Origin of the sequence: Gordonia aurantiaca (genome assembly GCF_039939235.1) — a bacterium.
GTDB lineage: Bacteria > Actinomycetota > Actinomycetes > Mycobacteriales > Mycobacteriaceae > Gordonia.
The window spans coordinates 81864-98281 of sequence record NZ_JBDUUF010000010.1 but is presented as its reverse complement, the minus strand read 5'-3'; the positions used below and the strand labels follow the sequence as shown (position 1 = coordinate 98281).

Annotated in this window: 12 protein-coding genes; 1 reads left to right on the top strand and 11 read right to left on the bottom strand. The window is 69.3% G+C overall.

Features of this window, described 5'->3' with window-relative positions; genetic code table 11:
- Positions 1–97: 97 nt before the first annotated feature.
- The 8 genes from ABFT43_RS18385 to hpf all read right to left on the bottom strand — a co-directional run bounded on the left by ABFT43_RS18385 (position 98) and on the right by hpf (position 11078).
- Positions 98–1429: a fatty acid desaturase family protein gene (locus ABFT43_RS18385; protein WP_347961736.1), complete on the bottom strand. Its 1332-nt coding sequence runs from the start codon at positions 1427–1429 to the stop codon at positions 98–100.
- A gap of 235 nt (positions 1430–1664) precedes the next feature.
- Positions 1665–2783 (bottom strand): GNAT family N-acetyltransferase, encoded by a 1119-nt coding sequence (locus ABFT43_RS18380; RefSeq protein ID WP_347961735.1) that lies wholly within the window; start codon positions 2781–2783, stop codon positions 1665–1667.
- Positions 2784–2919: 136 nt separating this feature from the next.
- Positions 2920–4035 carry a ferredoxin reductase gene (locus ABFT43_RS18375; RefSeq protein ID WP_347961734.1) on the bottom strand — a complete coding sequence of 372 codons (1116 nt, stop codon included), beginning with the start codon at positions 4033–4035 and terminating at the stop codon, positions 2920–2922.
- Between the two features lie 167 nt (positions 4036–4202).
- Positions 4203–4775: a DUF6912 family protein gene (locus tag ABFT43_RS18370; RefSeq protein ID WP_347961733.1), complete on the bottom strand. Its 573-nt coding sequence runs from the start codon at positions 4773–4775 to the stop codon at positions 4203–4205.
- Between the two features lie 57 nt (positions 4776–4832).
- Entirely contained in the window at positions 4833–6404 is a 1572-nt protein-coding gene (locus ABFT43_RS18365) for a wax ester/triacylglycerol synthase domain-containing protein (protein ID WP_347961732.1), read from the bottom strand.
- 73 nt (positions 6405–6477) lie between these two features.
- A complete protein-coding gene (locus ABFT43_RS18360) occupies positions 6478–7143 on the bottom strand; it encodes an Rv3235 family protein (RefSeq protein WP_347961731.1) in 666 nt (221 codons plus the stop codon).
- Between the two features lie 117 nt (positions 7144–7260).
- On the bottom strand, positions 7261–10074 hold the full coding sequence (gene secA, locus ABFT43_RS18355; protein ID WP_347961730.1) for a preprotein translocase subunit SecA: 2814 nt from the start codon (positions 10072–10074) through the stop codon (positions 7261–7263).
- A gap of 188 nt (positions 10075–10262) precedes the next feature.
- Complete coding sequence (gene hpf / locus ABFT43_RS18350) at positions 10263–11078, bottom strand: ribosome hibernation-promoting factor, HPF/YfiA family (protein ID WP_347961729.1); 816 nt, start codon at positions 11076–11078, stop codon at positions 10263–10265.
- A gap of 388 nt (positions 11079–11466) precedes the next feature.
- Between hpf and ABFT43_RS18345 the strand changes: the two genes are divergently transcribed.
- Entirely contained in the window at positions 11467–12159 is a 693-nt protein-coding gene (locus ABFT43_RS18345) for a ComF family protein (RefSeq protein WP_347961728.1), read from the top strand.
- 36 nt (positions 12160–12195) lie between these two features.
- Here ABFT43_RS18345 and lpqB read toward each other — a convergent pair whose 3' ends face one another.
- Genes lpqB through mtrA form a run of 3 tightly spaced genes read right to left on the bottom strand, consistent with a single transcriptional unit; the run spans position 12196 to position 16396 of the window.
- Positions 12196–13953, bottom strand: coding sequence for an MtrAB system accessory lipoprotein LpqB (gene lpqB / locus ABFT43_RS18340; RefSeq protein ID WP_457590180.1), 1758 nt, complete (start codon positions 13951–13953; stop codon positions 12196–12198).
- Between the two features lie 5 nt (positions 13954–13958).
- Complete coding sequence (mtrB, locus tag ABFT43_RS18335; RefSeq protein ID WP_347961727.1) at positions 13959–15722, bottom strand: MtrAB system histidine kinase MtrB; 1764 nt, start codon at positions 15720–15722, stop codon at positions 13959–13961.
- Positions 15719–16396, bottom strand: a complete 678-nt coding sequence (mtrA, locus tag ABFT43_RS18330) for an MtrAB system response regulator MtrA (protein ID WP_006899673.1) — start codon at positions 16394–16396, stop codon at positions 15719–15721. Before mtrA ends, mtrB begins: the two co-directional genes overlap by 4 nt.
- Positions 16397–16418 lie beyond the last annotated feature (22 nt).

The window sequence follows — 16418 nt, the reverse complement described above, 5'->3', positions numbered from 1 at the left end:
CACCGGGCCGGTCTGGGCCGGGTCTGTCGGATGAACACCCGCGGGCCGAACGCACGTCGTCCGACCCCCTCCGGGTCTTCGATCAGTGTAGCCCCGATCAGGCGGCCGCCTCGGAGTCACGCCCGCCCCGCAGCTCGGTGACGACCGCCTTGGCGCCGCGGCTCGAGCGACGGCGCGCGCGCAGGTTCTCGAGGGCCGTCCGCAGGCCACGCCGCCGGCCGGTCCGCTCGTCGATCGTCGCCCGGAGCCGGGCGTCCTCCGGAAGGCCCTGCTTGAAACGTCGCTCCGACGCGGTCTCCGGCGCGTCGTCAGCGGTCGCCTTCAGGTACTTGTCCGGCAGCGACAGCTTGGCGATGGTGCGCCACGACTTGGCGTACTGCAGCAGCAGCGGCCCGGTGGTGTAGGGCAGGTCGTACTTGTCGCACAGCACCCGCACCCGCTCGGAGATCTCGCGGTACCGGTTGCTCGGCAGGTCCGGGTAGAGATGGTGCTCGATCTGGTACGACAGGTTGCCGCTCAGGAAGGCGAGGATGAAGCCGCTGTTGAAGTTCGCGCTGCCGAGCATCTGACGCAGATACCACTCGGCCTGGGTCTCGTTGTCGACGTCCTGCTTGGTGAACTTCTCCGCGCCGTCGGGGAAGTGTCCGCAGAAGATGACGGCGTTGGACCAGATGTTGCGGATGACGTTCGCGAGCATGGTCGCGGTGAACGTCTTGGCGTAGGCGCGCCCGTAGCCGACCTTGTGTCCGGTCGTGGCCGCCACCAGCGACGGGTAGGCCAGGTAGTCCTTGGTCACCTGCTTGGTGATCTTGGTCAGGACGTCCTTCTTGTCACGCTCGAAGATCTCCTGTTCCTCGGGCGTGCGATTCTTCTTGCCCAGCTCGAGCTTCTGGATCGCCACACCGTACTGGAAGGCCAGCATCAGGATCGTGTTGTAGAGCAGGTTGCCGTAGTTGAACGGCCGCCACCGCTGGTCACGGGTGACGCGCAGCAGGCCGTAACCCACGTCGGCGTCCAGACCCAGCACGTTGGTGTACTTGTGATGGATGTAGTTGTGGGTGTGCTTCCAGTGCGCCGACGGGTCGGTGTTGTCCCACTCCCACGTCGAGCTGTGCACCTCGGGATCGTTCATCCAGTCCCACTGGCCGTGCATCACGTTGTGGCCGAGTTCCATGTTCTCGACGATCTTTGCGAGCCCGAGCGCGGAGGCGCCCGCCCACCAGTACCTCTTCTTGGTCGAGCCGAAGAGCAGGGCACGGCCCAGGAGCTCCATGCCGCGCTGGAAGCGGATGGTGTTGCGCAGGTAACGGGCATCGCGCTCACCCCGGCTCGCCTCGATGTCGGCGCGGATGGCGTCGAGCTCGCGGCCGAGCTCCTCGATGTCGGCGTCGGTCAGATGCGCGTACTCGGGGATGTCGGTGATCGCCATACGTGTGTCCCTTCTGGCGGTGGTGTGGACTGCCGTGGGTGCCGGTCGCCATCAGGGGTGGAGACAAACCGGACGACCCGACGGCGCAGTGTCGGATTACTCACCCTTACGTCTGCGTAACTTACGCAAGCGTAGGTTACGTGGCGCGCGTGTGTCCAGCGCCATCCCCCGGTGAGGGCACGGAATTTCACGGGGATTTCACACGAACGGGCGAACCCCGGCGCGTCGATCTCGGTCAGCCGGCGTGGTCGGCCCGGTAGTCGTCGACGTACAGCTCGTAGCCGATGAGGTCCTCGTACACCCCGGCGGAACGGGCGGCGAGCTTCTGACGGCTCACCTCGCGGAAGCCCGCGGCCCGGGCCAGCTTCTTGCTACCGGTGTTGCTGTCGGCGGCGAACAGCGTCAGCCGCCGGAACCCGAACTTCTCGAAGGCGTACTGGACAGACGCCGGAAAAGCTTCTCCCAGAACGCCTTTCCCGCGCGCGTCGGGATGGGTGTAGAAACCCGCCTCGGCGCCGGTCACCTCGTTGATGTGCAGCAGACTGATGTCACCGAGGTATTCGTCGGTCTCCCGGTCGGCGACGGCCCACGTACAGCTGAGGCCCTGCGCTGCGGTCCACCACTTGCGCAGCCGTTCGGCGGCGGCGTGCTCGAGTTCCAGCGGATCGGGCCGGGCGAACAGGTACTTCCGCGAGATCGGGTCGTCGAGCGTCTCACGGATGCGCGGGTCGTCGTACTCGGCGAGCGGCCGCAACCGGAACCGCTCGGTCTCGAAGACGTCGGTGCGCCACCGAGTCCGTGGCTCACGCGGATCATCCGCCCGCAGCGACCCGACCCAGGCGTCCCGGATCTGCCCGCGCACCTCGACGCCGTCGGGCACCGCGGCGTCGAGCCGGAACCCGCAGGCGTGGGCGACGCGGAGTGCGTCGATGTTGCCCGCCACCGTCGTCCATCGGACGACCTCCTTGCCGGCCTCGGCAAAGGCGTGGTCGACGGCCAGCAGCACGGCTCGTTTCATCACGCCCCAACCACGGGCGTCGGGGTGGAGGTCGAAACTCAGCTGGGTCAGCGGGCCGGGCCCGGCGATGTCGACGGTTCCGACGAACCGGCCGTCGAACTCGACGGCCCAGACCATCCGGTCACCGGCCGCCCAGGCCCGGGGCGCGTAGTCCAGGGCGAATCTCTCCGCTGCCGCGCGGCTGTAGGGTGCCGGGATCGGCGTCCACCGCATCATGGCCGGATCGGCCGCGAGTTCGACCATGCGGTCGAGGTCCCGGGGCTCGTGTGGCCGCAGTGTCACCCCGCCGTCGCTCAGGACGGGGATCTCGTCTGGGATCGGGACCGAGGCCTTCACGGGGTCAGGCCCTCACGCTCGGCCTCGACACCCGGCCGTGAGGCCGGTCGGACGGGTACCTGCGACTGTGACCACGCACGTGTCCGAGCGTACCGGCTATGCCACGGGTGCGCCCTGGTCGCAGCGAAGTGGCAGGTCAGACGTCGAGGGTGCAGTCCCCGGCCGCCGCGCTGATGCACGTCTGGATGCGTTCGCCCTCGACGTGCTCGGCGCCGGTCCGCAGATCGCGGACGCAGCCCTTGTCGAGCATGACCACGCAGCTCTGGCAGATGCCCATGCGGCAGCCGAACGGCATGATCGCACCGGCCGCCTCCCCCGCCTCGAGAAGCGTGGTCGCACCGTCGACGGTGGCGGTCTTCTCCGACCGCTTGAAGGTCACGGTGCCGCCCTGGGCGCCGACCGCGCCGCGCTCGAGCGCGAAGCGCTCGATGTGCAGGCGGCCCTCGAGGCCCGCCTCGGAGTAGAGCTTGTTCAGTCCTTCGAGGAAACCGCCCGGACCGCAGGCCCACACCTCACGCTCACGCCAGTCCTCGCACAGGGTCGGCAGCACGTCCGGGGTGACCTTGCCCTGGGCCCGCGTGTACTGGACATGCAGGTCGATGAGGCCGGAGGCGGCCATCTCCTCGAGCTCCTGCGCGAACAGCAGGTCGGCGGGCGTCGGCGTGGAGTGGATGAGCTTTATGTCGGTGTGCTGCTTGCGCTGGCGGACCATGCGCAGCATCGAGATGATCGGCGTCAGGCCACTACCGGCCGTCGCGAACAGGATCTTCTCCGGCAGCGGCTCGGGCAGCACGAACTCGCCGCGCGGCGCCGCGAGACGCACGACGGTGCCCGGCTTGAGTCCGTTGACGAGATGGGTGGAGAGGAATCCCTCGGGCATCGCCTTGACGGTGATGGCGATGGTCTTGTCGTTCGCCGACGCGTCGGGGGTCGAGGTGAGCGAGTACGACCGCCACGTCCACCGGCCGTCCATGAGCACGCCGATGCCGACGTACTGGCCGGGCACGTAGTCGAAGGAGAATCCCCAGCCCGGGCGGATGCGGATCGTCGCGGAGTCGTCGGTCTCGCGGGTGACCGAGACGACCTTGCCGCGCAGCTCGCGGGCCGACCACAGCGGGTTGGCCAGGTGCAGATAGTCGTCGGGCAGCAACGGGGTGGTGATGCGGGTCAGCGCCGCACGAGCCCACTTGGCCCCCCGGCTCCGCGCCGCGACCCCGGCAACCGGCTCTTCGAATCGCTCGAGGAAACCCATCTGACAACCGCCTTCAACTCTGATGTGTACCGCGGAGTCACCTTAACCTACGCAACCGTAGGTTGGTCGCCCACAGTTGTCCGGGTCACCCTGAGGCCGCGGTTTTCGTCACGGTTCGTGCGTCGGGCCGGCCGGTCCGGGCCGGAGGTCAGAGCAGCTCGAGAAGGTCAGAGCAGCTCGAGGAGGAACGGCAGCTCCTGGGTCGCGTACCAGGCGAGGTCGAAGTCCTCGACGTCGCCGACGGCCAGCTCGGCGTCGAGGTCACCGAGGTCGGCGGCGTCGATCACCACGACCGCGGCCCGCACCTTGTCCTCGGCCTCCTTGACGTCGACGTGCACCGACGCGATGGCCTCGAGCGGGATCGTCCCGGCCACCTTGACGACGGCGTCGTCGAGGTCGGGACGCAGGGTGACCGCGGAGTCGTCGACGTCGGCGGCGATCACGACGCGCCGCGGCGGCAGGTCCGGGGTGATGCCCGGCTTGGTGACCCGCTCGTCGGCGGCGAGGTCCTTCTCGGCGTCGTCGTCGCCGGGCTCGGGCGCCTCACCGGCGAGCATTCGCAGCGACGCCCGGGCCGCCTCGCGCATGGCGACCTCGGAGAGCTCCTCGTCATCGCCGGAGAGGAACGACTCGCGCAGCGCCGGGGTCAGGGCGAACCCGGTGCCGCCGACCGGCCGGAACTCCCCGTCGGAGTTCAACTGCACCAGCATCGCCAACGTCGCCGGCAGATAGACCCTCATTCGACTTCGCTCCCTTGCGGTTCGACCGATACCCGCTCACCTTAGCCGGGTGCGGGGTCAGTCGGTGGTCAGCAACTCCTCGTACGACTCGAGGACGTAGTCGGCCATGGCGGGCAGGTCGCCGATCACGCCGCGGTCGGCGACGAAGGCGAACTGCAGGCGATCGCCGTACTCGACGACGCTGATCGACAGCGCGCGCTGCGACACCAGGACCGGCACGAAGTACAGCTCTCGCACGGGGACACCGAGGACGTAGCGATCGGAGATCGGCGCCGTGCTCATCGCGACCGGCACGTTGTACGAGCGGCTGTCGAGCGAACGGAAAGCGCGCGAACTGATGTCGGGGAACGGCACGACGCCGAGTTCGGGGAACCACGGGCTCGGACCTGTGCTCATGCGACGCGACGACTGCGCGTACCGATCGGCCAGGCCGGCGACCTGCGCCAGCCGCACCGTCGGATTCGCCTCCCCCACGGGCAGATCCGTGACGAAGCTGGGTTTGCCCACGGGAATCCAACTCGGTTCGGCCCCGGCCTCTATCTCGACACCCGGGTCGCGCGTGGACAGCGGCACCACGACCCGGACGGTGTCGGCGGGCGCGGCGGCCGGGTCCACCGACAGCAGCCACTTGCGCATGACCCCGGAGATGATCGCGAGCTCGACGTCGTTGACCGTGCAGTTGTGGTGCTCGGCGATCTTCGCGCACTCCCGGCGCGGCACCGAGCTCGTGATGAAGCTGCGGGTGGTGGTGCCCGAGTTGTTCAGCGGGCTGCGTGGGGCCGAATCGGTGAGCTGCCCGACCACGTCGCCGATGCGGCGCAGGGTCCCGCTGACCACCGAACGGGCCTCGGCGACCACGCCGTTGCCGTGGATCACCGTCTCGACGAGGTCGCCCGGCCGGGCCAGCGCCTCGGCGAGCGCACCGATCACCAGACTCGTGCCGCCCGGCGGGGAGCCCGGCATCCACAGCTCTTCCGGCAGGACCTCGGGCTGCGCGGTGGCATCGCAGATGACCTCGCTGATCTCCGGATGCCCCTCATGCTCGTCGATGAGGCAGCGATGGGACTTGGTGAGGATCGCCAGGCGTCCGTCGGCCAACCCCTCGATCAGGTACATCTCCCACAGCGGGCGCGTGCGGTCGAGCGGGCGAGACATGACGCGGGAGACGAGTTCGGCGAGATCGGCGGGGCCGCCCGGCCGCGGGAGCCCGGCCCGGCGGATGTGGAAGTTGATGTCGAAGTCCGGATCGTCGATCCACACCGGACGCGCCAGGCCGAAGGTGACCTCCCGGACGAGCTGCCGGTAGCGGGGCACGCGCTGCAAGCGGTTCTCGACCAGCGACACCAACGACACGTAATCCAGCGGCCGCGGGGAGACCGCCGGTCCGGTGCCGTTCGGTCCGGTGCCATCGTGCCCGGCACCCTTCGGACGGGCAGTTCCGTGTCGACCGGATGTCTTCCCCGACTGCCCGTTGCCCCCGGCCCCGGCATCCGTGGCGGGAGCGCTCGGGGAATCAGGCCTCGGGACCGCAGCGGGATCGACGATCAGCAACGCACCCAGATGGGTCGTCGAGCGGGAGTCGTCGAGGAAGTAGTACATCGCGTCGCGCGGCGACAAACGGGTGACCACGCCGCCGATCCTAGCCGCCTGCAGACGTTCGGGTCGGCTTCGCGCGACACGGTGAGCCGGACCGCGGGTGCGTTCAGTGGAACTCGAGTGCGACGAGCTGCCAGCGGTATTCGACCCGGCCGAGCGCGGGACGGGCCGTTCCGGGGATGACGGTGACGCGCGTGCGGCACGGCTTGCGTTCGATGCGGCCGGCGAAGGCGCGGATGCGTCCGCCGCTCGTGTAGGAACCGAACACCTCGGCGGCGCTCGTGTCGCACAGCTGCACGTGGACGCGCTGCAGGACGGTGCCCGGCGCCGAGGTCCGCACCGGTCCCGACGACGGCGGCCCGACGGGCTCGGCGACTCGGAACGCGTCGTGCCGGACCAGCGCCGCGACCTGATCGACGAGCGCCGGCGCCACCGTGTCGTGCAGATGGGCGGTTCCCCGGCGGCGATCGATCACCTCGAACAGCAGTCGGGAGGTGGCGATGGTGAAGCGGCGTGCCTCGACCGCGGCGGCGAGCACCTTCCGCGACGGCGCGGATCCCTCGTCCGGGAGATGCCGCACCCGCAGCGTCCCGACCCCGGACGTCCGGCGCAGCGGGTAGACGACCGGTCCGCTCCCACCCGGTTCATAGGCGGGTGCGGGCCGCACGCGGACCCGGGGCGTGCGGACGACGGACTCCGCCCCGGATTCGGTCGGGGTGTCTGGCCCGGGGGCTGACGCGGACTCGGCCGGAGCGGTGATCAGCGGCTGCATGAGGATTGGACGCAGCCACTCCCCTGTGCGGTTCCCTCTCCCCCGGAGTTTTTTCTGTGACCTACGCCGCAGGGCACTCACGCCGCAGGGGGCGGTGTAACCCCTGCGGCGGCGTCGTCAGCGGCGCTTCTTCGACTTCGGCGGCTTGGCGCGGTTGCCCTTGCTGTTGGCCCGCGCCGCGGCGCGGCGCTCGCGGCGGCTCGCGGACTCCGCGGCGCCCGACAGCTCCTCTTCCTCCGAGTGCACGACAGTGCCGCCGCCCTCGCCCGGGCCCGAGTACGTCACCGCTGCGTCGGTCTCGGGTGCGCCGGAACCGCGCAGTGCGGCGGGAACCGGCGAGCCGGTCGCGGCCGGCGCGGGTGCCGGGGTTCCCCCGGCGACCGCGGCACGCAACTCGGCGGCGTTCGGCAGCGTCGGCTGCGGTGTCGGCTGCTCGGTCTGGACGTGCGCGTTGAAGAGAATGCTCAGCGCCTCCTCCTTGAGGCCCTCGAGCATGCCCTGGAACATGTCGTAGCCCTCGCGCTGGTACTCGACCACCGGATCACGCTGGGCCATCGACCGCAGGTGGATGCCCTCGCGCAGGTAGTCCATCTCGTAGAGGTGGTCACGCCACTTGCGGTCCAGGACGCTCAGCAGGACGCTGCGCTCGAGCTGGCGCATCGCGCCCTCGCCCGCGAGCTCGTCGATGGCCTTCTCGCGCTTGTCGTAGGCGGCCTGGGCGTCGGCGACAAGGATCTCGCGCAGCTCGGCGGCCGAGATGTCGTCGCGCTCGCCGTACTCCGTCTCGCCGACGACCTCGCGCAGGTCGAGCTCGATCGGATAGAGCGTACGCAGCGCGGTGGTCAGCTCGTCGAGATCCCAGTCCTCGGCGTACCCCTCGGCGGTCGCCCCCTCGACATAGGCGCTCACCACGTCGTCGATCATCTGCTTGATCTGCTCGCGGTGGTCCTCGCCCTCGAGGATCTTGCGGCGCTCGGCGTAGATCACCTTGCGCTGCTGGTTCATGACCTCGTCGTACTTGAGGACGTTCTTGCGCATCTCGAAGTTCTGCTGCTCGACCTGCGTCTGAGCGCTGCGGATGGCCTTGGTGACCATCTTCGCCTCGATCGGCACGTCGTCGGGCAGGCGGCTCATGATGGCCTCGAGGGCGCCACCGTTGAACCGGCGCATCAGCTCGTCGGCCACCGACAGGTAGAACCGCGACTCGCCCGGGTCACCCTGGCGGCCGGAGCGGCCACGCAACTGGTTGTCGATGCGGCGCGACTCGTGGCGCTCGGTGCCGAGGACGTAGAGGCCGCCGACCTTGCGGACCTCCTCGGCCTCCTCGGCGGCCTCCTTGCGCGCAATCGCGATGGCCTCGTCCCAGGCGGCCTCGTACTCCTCGGGGGTGTTCACCGGATCGAGGCCGGCCTTGCGCAGGCGGGTGTCGGCGATGATGTCGGGGTTGCCGCCGAGCACGATGTCGGTACCGCGACCGGCCATGTTGGTGGCGACCGTGACCGCGCCGAGGCGACCGGCCTCGGCGATGATCTGGGCCTCCTGCTCGTGGAACTTCGCGTTCAGGACGCTGTGCGGGATCCCGGCCTTCTTCAGCTGGCGCGACAGGTACTCCGACCGCTCGACGCTGGTGGTGCCGACCAGGACCGGCTGACCGGCGCGGTGACGCTCGACGATGTCGTCGACGACCGCGGCGAACTTCGCCTCCTCGGTCTTGTAGATCAGGTCGCCCTGGTCCTTGCGGATCATCGGACGATTGGTCGGGATCGGGATGACACCGAGCTTGTAGATCTGGTCGAACTCGGCGGCCTCGGTCTCGGCCGTACCGGTCATGCCGGCGAGCTTGTCGTAGAGACGGAAGTAGTTCTGCAGGGTGATCGTGGCGAGGGTCTGGTTCTCGGCCTTGATCTCGACGCCTTCCTTGGCCTCGATCGCCTGGTGCAGACCCTCGTTGAAGCGGCGCCCCTCGAGCACGCGGCCGGTGAACTCGTCGACGATGAGGACCTCGCCGTTGCGGACGATGTAGTCCTTGTCGCGGTGGAACAGCTCCTTGACCTTGATCGCGTTGTTCAGGTAGCTGACCAGCGGGGAGTTGGCGGCCTCGTACAGGTTGTCGATGCCGAGGCGGTCCTCGACGAACTCGACGCCGGCCTCGTGGATGCCGACGGTCTTCTTCTTGATGTCCACCTCGTAGTGGACGTCCTTCTCCAGCAGCGGCGCGATGCGCGCGAACTCGACGTACCACTTGCTCGAACCCTCGGCGGGGCCCGAGATGATGAGCGGGGTGCGGGCCTCGTCGATGAGGATCGAGTCGACCTCGTCGACGATCGCGTAGTGGTGGCCGCGCTGGACCAGGTCGGCCAGCGAATGCGCCATGTTGTCGCGCAGGTAGTCGAAGCCGAACTCGTTGTTGGTGCCGTAGGTGATGTCGGCGGCGTAGGCCTCGCGGCGCTGCGCCGGGCTCATCCCGGTGAGGATCACCGCGGTGTCGAGACCGAGAAAGCGGTGGACGCGGCCCATCCACTCCGAGTCGCGCTTGGCGAGGTAGTCGTTGACGGTGACGACGTGGACGCCCTCACCGGTCAGGGCGTTGAGGTAGGCCGGGAGCACACAGGTGAGGGTCTTGCCCTCACCGGTCTTCATCTCGGCGATGTTGCCGTAGTGCAGGGCCGCGCCGCCCATGATCTGCACGTGGAAGTGCTTCTGGTCGAGGACGCGCCAGGCCGCCTCGCGGGCCGTCGCGAAGGCCTCGGGGAGCAGCTCGTCGAGCGTCTCACCGTCGGCGAGGCGTTTCTTGAACTCGTCGGTCTTCGCACGCAGCTCGGCGTCGGAGAGCGCTTCGAACTCGTCGGACAGCGCCTCGACGTGCGACGCGATCGCGTCGAGTCGCTTGACCATGCGGCCTTCGCCGACACGCAACAGCTTGTTCAGCACCGTGGATCGAGTTCCTCACCTGATAGAAAACACACGGAATCCGGCCCGTGCGACAGCACAGACCGGATCCCATGGTAGCCGTGTGAGCTGAGTGGACCCTGATCGGAGGTGAATCCCGGCCCGGGCTCTCGCGGCGGGTTCGTCCGGTTGACCGAACGATCAGGGCCACTCGCCGGCCGATCGCCTCGTCAGACGAGGCGGATGAGGCCGTAGTCGAACGCGTGCCTGCGGTAGACCACCGACGGCTTGTCGGTCTCCTTGTCGTGGAACAGGAAGAAGTCGTGCCCGACGAGTTCCATCTCGTAGAGCGCGTCGTCGACGGTCATCGGCACCGCGGAGTGCTCCTTGACACGGACGATCTGGCCGGGGGTGTGGTCCTCCACATCGCCATACGGTTCCTCCGACTCCGGCCTCTGATAGCCGTCGCCGACGAAGCCGTCGACCGAGAGCTGGTTGTCCCGCAGCGGCGGCGCACCGATCTCGGTGGCCTCGGCGACCGACTGCGGCCGGCGGTTACCGTGGTGCACACGACGGCGGTCCTTCACGCGACGCAACCTGGACTCGAGCTTGTCGAGACAGTTCTCGAGTGCGGCGTAGAAGTTCTCCCCGCATGCCTGGGCGCGGACGACCGGGCCCTTGCCCTTCGCGGTGATCTCCACCTTCTGACAGACCTTCGACTGCCTCCGATTGCGATAGTGCTTCAGCTCGACGTCGAATTCGAAGATCGTCGGATCGAATCGCTCGAGGCGCGCGAGCTTGTCGCCGACGTAGATGCGGTAGTGGTCGGGTATCACGACGTTGCGACCGCTGAACACGATCTTCGCGTTGGGCTCGGCAGGCTCGTCGGCGTCCTCGGTTCCGGGCGGACGGACGAACGCGAACTCCGGGTCGAAGGAGTCGGTCTGGGTTGATTCGGTATCGGGCTCAAGGCCCTTCTCCACGGTCGGCCTCGGGTCCGCGATTTTCGGTTCGCGCTGGCCTTTGCGGTGGATGACTGTGGACATTCAACTACCTCCTGAAGTATTCCCGGCAGCGTTGGATCATCGTGATCTGTTGTCGCACTGATGATTTGCTCGGCACCGAGGATGTGTCCATGCCAGCTGACAGCTGACACTCACCGACAGGGGCATCACCTCCCGAAGAACGGCCGCCGCGGACTCCAGACCTTCGTGGTCGTCTTCCGGCAACCCGTTGTACCCACGACCGTAGCCTCAACTTCGGGTCTCGGCCACGTTTTCGCCCACGGGCGTGGCACGGGTCGGGACAAGTCGGGCAGGAATGCTCCGACCGGATGAACACAAGGTCCCGCCCGGCTGGGGATCGGTGCGCCGAACCGTCCACAGCGCTCGCCGTACGGCACTCGCCGGGCCGTGGCCCGTCTACGGTGCGCGCATGTCCCGATCGCGTTCTCTCGCGTGGGGGCTCCGGGTGTCGCGCGCGGGCGCGGACCTGGTGTTCCCGCTGGTGTGCGGCGGGTGCGGCCGCCCCGGAACCCCGTGGTGCCCGCGCTGCGACAGATGGTTGCACGATGCACCGATCTCGGTGCGGCCGCGAGTGTTTCCCGGTGCGCCGGTCTGGGCGCTGGGCCGCTACCGGGGCGTGCACCGCCAGGCCGTGCTCGCCGTCAAGGAGCATGATCGTCGTGATCTGATCTCGCCGATGGGTACGGCGCTGGCGCACGGCATCCGCGTCCTGGCCCGCTGGGGTGAGCTCCCGGACGTGCCGGGCCTGACCCTGATCCCCGCTCCCACACGGCGTCTCAGCGCCCGGCGACGCGGCGGCGACCGCGTGACGGCGTTCGCCGAGCACGCCGCGGCGGCCCTGGGACCGCGGGTGTGCGCCGCGCCGATCCTGGTGACGGCCACGACGGCACGCGACTCGGCCGGACTCGACGCGCGGGCGCGGGCGCGCAACCTCGCCGGGGCGATCCGGCTACGTGGATCGAGACGTCCTCTGGCACAGCCGATCACGGCGGTACTCGTCGACGACGTGATGACCACCGGCGCGACCGCCGCCGAATCGGTGCGGGTCCTGCGTCGGGCGGGTGTCGACGTGGTGGCCGTCGTCGTCATCGCGGCGGCATGAGTCCGTCGGACCGAAGGCCCGTCGATCCCGGTCGGACTACGGCAGGACGGGGATCGCGCCGGGGATCATCGCCGGCTCGACCTCGGTCCAGTACTGGTCGGGCTGTCCGTTGTCGCTGCCGAGACGGAGCACGCCGCGCTGGTCGCCGAGATAGATCGTCGACGAGTTGGCGACGACGGCCCGCACGGGCGGCGACACGTTGCCGCTCAGCAGGCCGACGGCGGGGGTGCCGTCGATGGACAACTGGACGACCGGCGACTCGGGGGCCTCGCGCGCGATCACCAGGGTCGTCGGCGACGCCCAGTCGAGCGACACCGCGCGATTGCCGATGTTGTATGTGGCGATGCGCGGGCTGGTCAGCGACACTCTCCCCTCCGCGTTGGTCGACAGCACCGCGAAAACCACCTGGCCGCCGACGACGAGCGCCGCCCGGACACCGTCGGGGGCGATCTGCATCTCGGTGATCGCTCCACGCGCCACGGTCGGGATCGACGAGACCTCCACCGGCACGGTCTGGGTGCCGTCGTCGTCGCGCTGCCACTGCACCGGGCGACCGTCGACGACGACCCAGACGGTGTTCTCGTCGGCGCCGAAGGACGGACGGGTGATCGACGAGCCCTCGACGATCGGTCCGACGTCGCCGCCGTAGTCGCCGATGACGCATTCGAGCCGTCGGCCGGACCCCACCGCACGCACCGCGGCCACCCGGGCGCCATTCTCGGAGATGCTGGCCGACCGCACGTCGCGCGACGTCCCGAGGGGCCCGCGGACGGGGACCGCCGCGGTGTCGGTGACCGCCCGCAGTGCACCACCGGTGACGATGTTCAGGCCGACGTCGGTGGACGGCACCGCGTTGGGGTCGAACGAACGGACGTCTGCGGGCTGCCAGCCCGACGCGCGCTCGGCGGCGAGCGGCGCGCCGTCGGCGTCGATGACGTAGGGGCCGGAGATGTCCGCGCCGTCGAGGGTCCACACGATCTGCGCCGCGAGCACCGTGCGGTCGCGGTTGGAGGCGTTGCCGATCCCGCTGAGATCGATCCGCACCCCTCCCCCGGTCAGACCGACGACCGGGACGCGCAGCGTCGCCCCCGCGGGGAATCCGCTGTCGACCGCAGCGGCGAGGTCCGCGGCCGGACCCGCGACGAGCCGGTTGACGAGGACTGTCGGATCGGTCGCCTGCCCGGCGTAGAACCAGCGCGGATCGGGCACGAGGTGGCGGCCGGTGCGGTCGCTGAAGTACAGCGACACCGGCCGGTAGGTGATGTCGAACTGGTCGCGGTCGATCATCGTGCCGTTCGGCAGCGGCCCGTCGATGCGCCACTGGTCGCCCTGGCGGGTCAGGCTGATCGAGGTCTCCACGCGACCCGACGCCGGCAGCAACTGCCCGTCGGACTTCAGGGTGCCGACGTTGTCGCCGATCAGGCGCAACCGCACCGAGTCCTCGTCGCGCTGGTCGACGAAGATGCTGATCTCGTCGAGGATCAGGGCGTCACCGCGGTCGTCCCACTGCTGGGACGCGACCGGGGTCAGGAATGCCCGGGCGGCATCGTGCCCGGAGTCCGGGTCGACGGTCGACTTCAGGAACGCCCGGACGAGCGCCTCGGGATCCATGTCGGCCTGCGGGACCGGGGCGGCGTTGGTGGCGCCCTCGCGCTGGAAGGACTTGATCGGCTGCGGGGACGAGTCGTCGGGGATGGATCCGCAGCCGGCGATCACCAGCAGCGCCGCGAGCATCGTCGCCACCGCGGCCACCGATCGCCGGACACCCCCGCGGGCGCGGTCCGTTGTGCCCATGCCGCTCATTCGTCGTCCGCTTCCGCGTTCGGCCGTTCCGGCGTGGTCGTCTCGACGGTGGCCTGGGCCGCGGCCTGCGGGACCGGGGCCGGCGACTCGGCGGCGTCCTGCGGCCGCACGCCCTCCGCGCCGTTCTGGGTGCGCGCCGACTTCGACCGCGGCGTCGAGCCGACCGGCTTCAGCGGCAACGGCGACCCGAGCACCTTGTGGCCGCGGACCAGCGGCAGCGTCAGCCGGAAGCAGGCGCCCTTGCCGGGTTCACCCCACGCCTCGAGCCGGCCCTGGTGCAGGCGGGCGTCCTCGATGCTGATGGCCAGACCGAGACCGGTGCCGCCCGAGCGGCGGAACCGGGACGGATCCGATCGCCAGAACCGGTTGAACACCAACTTCTCTTCACCGGGCCGCAGACCGATGCCCTGGTCGCGCACGGTGATCGCGACGGCGTCGCCGTCGGAGCGCATCGTGAGTGTCACGGGTTTCCGTTCTCCGTGGTCGATCGCGTTGGCGAGGAGGTTGCGCAGGATGCGTTCGACGCGGCGCGGGTCGATCTCGGCCATCACGGGCTCGGCGGGCAGGTCGAGGATGAGTTCGGTGCCCGTCTCCTCGGCGAGATGCCGGACGGTGTCGAGCGCGGCGTCGATCGGGATCGCCATGTCCATGCGCTCGGCGGCGAGTTCGGCCATGCCGGCGTCGTGACGGGAGATCTCGAGCAGCTCGTTGAGCAGCGTCTCGAAACGGTCGAGCTCCTTGTCCAGCAGCTCCACCGACCGCTTGCGCACCGGATCGAGTTCGTCACGGCCCTCGTAGAGCACGTCGGAGGCCATGCGGACCGTGGTCAGCGGCGTCCGCAGCTCGTGGCTCACATCGGAGGTGAACTGACGCTGCAGCGAGCCGAACTCCTCGAGGTGGGTGATCTGCTTGGACAGGCTCTCCGCCATGTCGTTGAACGACATCGCCAGGCGGGCCATGTCGTCCTCGCCGCGGACCGGCATGCGCTCCTTGAGACGGCCGTCGGCGAAGCGCACGGCGATGCGCGACGCCGACCGCACGGGTATGACCACCTGCCGGGAGATGATCCAGGCGATTGCGGCGAGCAGACCCAGCAACACGACGCTGCCGGTGAGCAGGGTGCCGCGCACCAGGTCGACGGTGTTCTGCTCGGCGGTGAGCGGGAAGACCAGGTACAGCTCGAGACCCGGCACCGACGCGTTCGTCGGGGTGCCGACGATCAGGGCCGGCGCCTGGCCGCCCGACCCGTCGGGGACCCGGGTGTACTGGTAGGCGACCTGGCCGCCGCGGACCATGTCCCGCAGGTTCTGCGGGATCTCCGCGGTCGGGCCGACCCCGCTGGACGTGCCGCCCTCGGTACCCGGCACCAGCAGCACGGTGTCGAAGGCGCCCACGGTGCCCGACGACTGGCCGGTGTCGGCGTCACGGTCGGTGAGCAGCGACCGGGTCTGGCGCAGGCGGTTCTGCACCGACATGTTGCCCGCACCGCTGGACAGGTCGCGCTCGACGGAGGTCCGCGCGCGTTCGATCTCCTCGGTGGCCGCGGCGAGCTTGACGTCCAGGAGCCGGTCGGTGATCTGCGAGATCAGTACGAAACCGAGGATGAGCAGCACGACGACCGACAACAGCAGCGTCGAGGCGACGACCCGCAACTGCAACGAGCGCCGCCAGAGATGCCCGAAGGCACCTCCGACAGCGCCGGCAGCACGGGTGATGCGCCCGAAGGTGCTGTTGACCCGCCGTCTGGAACGACCGATCACGGCGGGCCGGCCTTGTAGCCGACCCCCCTCACCGTCAGCACGACCTCGGGATTCTCCGGGTCTTTCTCGACCTTGGCGCGTAGCCGCTGGACATGCACGTTCACGAGTCTAGTGTCGGCCGGGTGCCGGTAACCCCAGACCTGTTCGAGCAGGACGTCGCGGGTGAAGACCTGGCGCGGCTTGCGGGCCAGGGCCACCAGGAGGTCGAACTCCAGCGGGGTCAGCGAGATGGGCACACCGTCGCGGGTGACCTTGTGGGCCGGCACGTCGATCTCCACCGGACCGATGGACAGCAGCTCGGCCGGTTCCTCGTCGGTGCGGCGCAGCCGGGCGCGGATACGCGCGACGAGTTCCTTCGGCTTGAAGGGCTTGACCATGTAGTCGTCGGCCCCCGATTCCAGGCCGAGGACGACGTCGACGGTGTCGGACTTCGCGGTCAGCATGACGATCGGCACGCCGGAGTCGGCGCGAAGGACCCGGCAGACGTCGATGCCGTTCATGCCGGGGAGCATGAGGTCGAGCAGCACGAGGTCGGGCCGGATCTCCCTCACCGCGGTCAGCGCCTGCGTTCCGTCGCCGACCACGAAGGGTTCGAAACCCTCGCCGCGCAACACAATCGTCAGCATCTCGGCGAGTGCGGCGTCGTCGTCGACGACCAGGATGCGAGGCTTCATGCATTCAATGGTGACACCATCG